This is a genomic window from Ralstonia pickettii (assembly GCF_000607165.1).
Classification (GTDB): Bacteria; Pseudomonadota; Gammaproteobacteria; order Burkholderiales; family Burkholderiaceae; genus Ralstonia; species Ralstonia holmesii.
Genome location: NZ_JFZG01000012.1, coordinates 1 through 5049 on the forward strand (window position 1 = coordinate 1; position 5049 = coordinate 5049).

8 protein-coding genes are annotated in these 5049 nt (G+C 59.7%); 1 reads left to right on the forward strand and 7 read right to left on the reverse strand.

Annotated features, from left to right (window positions below; genetic code table 11):
- Positions 1-1072, reverse strand: a 1072-nt coding sequence (locus BG83_RS0116285) for a protein kinase domain-containing protein (RefSeq protein WP_024977751.1), incomplete at its 3' end; no start/stop codon positions are given.
- Between the two features lie 73 nt (positions 1073-1145).
- Here BG83_RS0116285 and BG83_RS0116295 point away from each other — a divergent pair.
- A protein-coding gene (locus tag BG83_RS0116295; protein ID WP_085960481.1) for an IS3-like element ISRme13 family transposase occupies positions 1146-2332 on the forward strand; the annotation gives its coding sequence in 2 pieces (ribosomal slippage) (positions 1146-1401 and positions 1401-2332; 1188 coding nt in all).
- A gap of 155 nt (positions 2333-2487) precedes the next feature.
- Here the strand turns inward: BG83_RS0116295 and BG83_RS0116300 are convergent.
- The 6 genes from BG83_RS0116300 to BG83_RS0116320 form a co-directional block, all read right to left on the reverse strand.
- A complete protein-coding gene (locus BG83_RS0116300; protein WP_012435694.1) occupies positions 2488-2721 on the reverse strand; it encodes a hypothetical protein in 234 nt (77 codons plus the stop codon).
- A gap of 10 nt (positions 2722-2731) precedes the next feature.
- Positions 2732-2968 carry a hypothetical protein gene (locus tag BG83_RS0116305; protein ID WP_012435693.1) on the reverse strand — a complete coding sequence of 79 codons (237 nt, stop codon included), beginning with the start codon at positions 2966-2968 and terminating at the stop codon, positions 2732-2734.
- Positions 2969-3038: 70 nt separating this feature from the next.
- Positions 3039-3422 carry a glycine zipper 2TM domain-containing protein gene (locus BG83_RS0116310; RefSeq protein WP_012435692.1) on the reverse strand — a complete coding sequence of 128 codons (384 nt, stop codon included), beginning with the start codon at positions 3420-3422 and terminating at the stop codon, positions 3039-3041.
- Between the two features lie 377 nt (positions 3423-3799).
- On the reverse strand, positions 3800-4096 hold the full coding sequence (locus BG83_RS0116315) for a hypothetical protein (RefSeq protein ID WP_012435691.1): 297 nt from the start codon (positions 4094-4096) through the stop codon (positions 3800-3802).
- Between the two features lie 15 nt (positions 4097-4111).
- The gene (locus BG83_RS29695; protein ID WP_012435690.1) at positions 4112-4276 is read right to left on the reverse strand and encodes a hypothetical protein; all 165 of its coding nucleotides are present in this window, start codon (positions 4274-4276) and stop codon (positions 4112-4114) included.
- A 252-nt stretch (positions 4277-4528) separates the two neighbouring features.
- Complete coding sequence (locus BG83_RS0116320) at positions 4529-4954, reverse strand: hypothetical protein (protein WP_012435688.1); 426 nt, start codon at positions 4952-4954, stop codon at positions 4529-4531.
- Between the last annotated feature and the right edge of the window lie 95 nt (positions 4955-5049).

A 5049-nucleotide genomic window follows, 5' to 3' on the forward strand; every position in this document is an offset into this window, starting at 1 on the left:
CGTCGATGTTCTGCATGAAGTAGTAGTCATACTCCATCATCAAGTCATGCACGCGTTGGGCGAGACCGAGATCGCTCACACTCACAATCATGTCACGGCAGGTATCCATTGCCGCAAAGCGGTTCTGGCGCTCGGCCGCGATCACGGCGATTCGCAGCGCTTCTGCCTTATCCTCCTCGCCGACGTATGGTGACGCGAAGAGAATCTTGCAGTTGTCGGCGATGGTCTCAGCAAAGGACCAGCCATAGCTGCTGTGTTCTGCCATTTCGCGATAACTGTCCAAGAACTGCGAAAGTGCTCCAGGTTGTAACGGAGAGGCCGCCAGCGCTTGGAAGATCTCCACTTTCAGGTCTAGGCAGATCGTTTCTCGTTCGGCGGGGGAAGCAGCGAGTAGGGTCTGGATGAAGGTCCCGATTTCGCCCGGATCAGCGACGTGCGATGCCGTCCATTTGTCTACGACGCGCTGTTTGAGTTCAAGTGCACCGGCTTGTCCGCGCTGGCGGTTCAAAATGACGTCGAACGCGGACTGGAGGCTTTGGCGTAAATCGGCCAAGCTGGCATAGCGTCGCGACTTGTCCGGTGCCGTTGCGCGGGAGAGGATTGCCTGGATCGCTGGATGAATGGGCAGGGCGCCGGCGAGAATGTTGCGAAATGTCGCGCCCAGCATGAAAACGTCGCCACGTGCGTCGGCGTTCCGAAACCCGCCATTGTCGAGGAATTCGGGAGGGATGAAGCCTGGCGTACCCGCCCAATCCGATTGGCGCGTGAACATAGTCGATGAATCAAGCTGTGTGCACAATCCCAGATCCGAGACAACTAGGTTGCCGCCGCCAAGCAGGAAGTTCTGTGGCTTGATGTCCCGGTGAAAAATGCCGCGCATATGCAGCTGCTCAATGCAGTCGATCATCCGCATGAAGTACTGCTCGGTTATCTCCGCACGCGACCGAATGAAAGCGGTGTGTTTGGAAACATCACCGTTCTCGAAGTACGGCATTACGAAGTACGGCGGCAAATGCACCAGATTCGCGTCGACGATCTGCGCCACAGCGCCATTGCCAGAAAACTCTTGCATGACGCGAACCTCTGAGCTTGCCCCCGCAAAACGAATCCCTTGCTGAGGTTAAACTGAAGCAAGGAGAGATGTGATGACAAGCAAGACAAAGCGGGCGCAGTACACGCTGGAATTCAAGCTGGAAGCGGTACGGCTGGTGAAGAGCGGGCAGAGCATGGCAGTGGTTAGCGCGACCCTGGGCATCAGAGCGCAGACGCTGCATAACTGGGTCAAGGCGGAGCGGGAAGGCAAGCTGACTGGTGCGGGTATGAAGCCGGTCAGCCCGGAGCAGATGGAGCTGGCCCGGCTTCGGGCGGAGGTGGCGCGCTTGAAGATGGAGCGCGATATTTTAAAAAAAGCCGCAGCATACTTTGCGAAGGAGTCGGTGTGAGGTATGCGTTCATCGAGCGAAACCGACGTTACTGGCCGGTCTCGGTCCTGTGTGAGCTGTTAGGGGTCAGCCCCAGCGGCTATCACCAGCGCAAGCAACGCACAGTAAGCACCGACAGGCCAGATAGAGGCCGACTCAGTGACGATGCCTTGTTGGCCCACATCAAGGCGATTCACGCCGGGGTCAAGGGGGAGTACGGCTGGCCGCGCATGTGGAAGGAACTGCTGGCGCGTGGGGTGCGGGTGGGCAAGGAGCGTGTTCGCAAGCTGATGGCGCTGCACGGCATCCGTGCCCGCCACAAGCGCAAGTACATCGCGACAACCAACTCGAACCACGATTTGCCGGTGGCCCCCAATCTGCTGCAACGCGACTTTAGCCCAGCAGCACCCAATCAAGTCTGGACGAGCGACATAACCTATGTGGCGACCGCCGAAGGCTGGCTCTACCTGGTGGTCATCATCGACCTGTTCAGCCGGCAGGTGGTTGGCTGGTCGATGCAACCACACATGAAGGCCGAATTGGTCACGGACGCGCTGCGCATGGCCTGGTTCCGGCGCCGCCCGGAAGCCGGTGTGATTGTGCACACCGACCGGGGAAGCCAGTATTGCAGCCATCTGTTTCAAGACGCCCTGAAGGCGTATGGCATGCGCTCGTCAATGAGCCGCAGGGGCGATTGCTGGGACAACGCGCCGACTGAGAGTCTGTGGGGGTCGTTGAAGGTCGCTCGCCTGCACGGTCGCCAGTTCGCTACCCGCCGCGCCGCAATGGACGAGGTAATTGACTGGCTTGGCTTTTATAATGCCAGCCGACTCCACTCGACGCTGGGCTACGTCAGCCCCATGACGTTCGAGAAAAACTGGTCCGCAGCTCAGCAACACCGGGCTGCCTAATTCCCTCGGTTATGGGATTCGTGGAACAGGGGCAAGGTCAGTCTGGGCATGCCAGACAAAGCTCGATGCGTCGGTGACGCGATCAAAAGCGCTTGCCCAACTGTTGGCAGTTGGGCAAGCCCTCTCGGGCTTGCTATGGGATGGAGCGCCGCGGACTAGCGCTGGAGCTGCGGCAGCGGAACACGCGCGGTGACGCGCAACAGCCCCTTGCGTTCGGGCAGAGGTTTCTCCGGGTGTGCGTCATCGAAGAACACCACCACTCGGTGATCCTGATCGACATACCCGAAGCGAAAGCCCGGGACGCAGCTGGAACCCGAGAGAGCGTCGCTCGCCTCGCCGGGATTTGGGTACTTCGAGGAAGTGCAGCGGATGAGATTTTGTTCGCTCATGATGGGTCGGCTAGACGGGCAGTACTGCCGCCTCGCGTTGCAAGAATTGTTGGCCCGCCTCCCGGATCAACTCCGTCGTGATGCCCTGCATGTAGCTGGGAATCAGGAACGGAACGATCGAGGGATGCGAACTGAATTCGAAGAAGAAGACGGTGGAACAGCGGCCACGCGTCAGGTGGCTGAAGACTTCCAGCGTCCGGTGATCCCGACGATAGACAGCCAGATCGTCTGTGGTTGGGGTGGCCATTGAGTGGAGGGGGAGCAGCGTTGGCAGCGCCAACAGGGCGGTGACCGCCTTGCGGCGGCCACCAAGAGGATCAGCGGGTCAGGCGAAAGCCCGCCGCGCTGGAGATCATGTACAGACGCTCCCGAGCCACAAACTGCTGCGTGGCATCCTGGGTAACGACCAACGTTCGCCCAGCATCCGTGCGAACGATGACTTCTACGCCCGGGCGCTTGTTCAGCACCTGGGAGACTTGCTGCGTGATCACACCGCCCACGGCGCCGGAGACTGCGCCGGCGACATAGCGGCCATTGCCGTTACCGATGGAACGGCCACCGAGGAATGCGCTGATGCCTGCCCCGATGAGACCGGGCATGCCGCTTGATGCGGACATGTAGCCATCGTCACCAGTGATCGTGACATTGCGAACGCGAACAACAGTGACCTGCTCGGCATCACCGCGGCGCATGACTTCCATGCCGCGGTAGACGTCGGGCGAGCTCTATTGAAGAGCGCATCCAGATGCTAGAACGCAGAAGGCGACGAGAGCAGCGGAGAAAAAGGACTTGAACATGATGGGCCTCGAAAAAAACGGGCCCATCACACCTACGGGCGTGAGGGCCCGTAAGGGGGGGAGAAGAGATACCAGCCAAAGACTGGTGTGAATCGATGCGCCTAAGACGCGGAAAGCAAGGGCATCGTAGCAGCTTGCTTTGGCGCCGGAAAGGGGCCGTCGACACGCATTTTGAAAAACTCGCAGCATCCCCGAAAAGGCACCGGCCGGCTACCCCCTTTCGGGTCCGACTGTTGCCTTCACAGCGGCAACGATCAGATCAGGCGTCCGAGGCTTTCCCTCTATCGCTCTTGATTCGGGTCCTGTCGAAGCCCTTTCAACGGCTCCATGCCGAAGGCATGGAGAAGCGATCCGTCCACGGCCAAAGCGAGTGGAGTGAGTCCGTACAGCACTGCGACACACGCGATGGCTGCGCACGCGGTCTCGACGTACCTGCCATCATCCAGCAGCGGCAGGATGGTCCGCATCCCGATAATCGCGAAGCCACCAGCCCCGCATATCGCGGCGCCGAGTGCGATCAGCTTGCAGAACAAGCGCACGAACCACTCGCCGAGCTGCATTTCAACGTGCTCACGCATTATCCGTTCTTCCGATCAACCTTCCGCCTTACCGTCTGCCACCATCCAGGCCATGGCAACCAGCAAAGCGATCAGCGTTGAAACCCACCAGTACGAACTAAACGAATAGCGATCAACCTGCATCCACAAAAGACTACCAACCGCATCAACTAACCCCGGCAGCGCATATTTTGCATTCATCGTCGTTGTCCTATTTCGTCAGCCCGCGCGGTGCCGGCGTCTTTCCTTCGCACTTATCACTGGTCCTGTAGGCCGCCACCTTGCGAATGTGCTTGCTCCCGCTGGGGCGATGCCCGGTCTGGTGAGGCAACGGCTCTGTCGGGAAAGGAAGCACTTCGCGGCAATGCTTGCAGCTATAGCCGTTGCCGTGTTCACACAGCGGCGAGAGTGGTTCGTCCCAGTGTGGCGGCCGGCGACTCGGCATGTTTCTTTCTACCGCCCAATGAGAAGGTCACGCAGATGCTGTTCCTGCTCTTGCCGGTCGAGCACGGACTGCGGAAAGTTCTCTTTCAGCCCCAGCCAGATCCGGCCAAGGTCGTCTGCGTAGGAATGGAGTCCTTCGGAACGAACCTGTTCAATGAACATCATCAGGTCCATCATCGACTTTCCAACCTTGGGGCCCTGCGCGACCAGCACCTTGCCTGCCTTCATCGCCTGCACCGCAGACGCCCAGTCCGCACACCCTGCCCGGCGCGCAAATGCATCGCACGGATGCACGATCTTGGCGCCTGGCCCGAACATCGCTTCAACCAAGTCGGTCGGCTTCGACAAATCCACTTTGAACGGTGCTGCGACAGGCTGGCTGGCCAGGTGCCCCAGCAGGTGCTGCGGATCGGTACTGTTGTTCGCAATTGACATGGTCTGTTTCCTTCTACCGGCGCAGCCGGCGTTTTTCCTATCCCGGTATGACGAACGATGCGACTGCCGCCGCAATGCACAGGGCGATCACGCCT

Coding starts and splice junctions, on each gene's coding strand:
- BG83_RS0116300 (WP_012435694.1), bottom strand. CDS start 2,721: ATGAGCGAACAAAATCTCATCCGCTGCACTTCCTCGAAGTACCCAAAT.
- BG83_RS0116305 (WP_012435693.1), bottom strand. CDS start 2,968: ATGGCCACCCCAACCACAGACGATCTGGCTGTCTATCGTCGGGATCAC.
- BG83_RS0116310 (WP_012435692.1), bottom strand. CDS start 3,422: ATGGAAGTCATGCGCCGCGGTGATGCCGAGCAGGTCACTGTTGTTCGC.
- BG83_RS0116315 (WP_012435691.1), bottom strand. CDS start 4,096: ATGCGTGAGCACGTTGAAATGCAGCTCGGCGAGTGGTTCGTGCGCTTG.
- BG83_RS29695 (WP_012435690.1), bottom strand. CDS start 4,276: ATGAATGCAAAATATGCGCTGCCGGGGTTAGTTGATGCGGTTGGTAGT.
- BG83_RS0116320 (WP_012435688.1), bottom strand. CDS start 4,954: ATGTCAATTGCGAACAACAGTACCGATCCGCAGCACCTGCTGGGGCAC.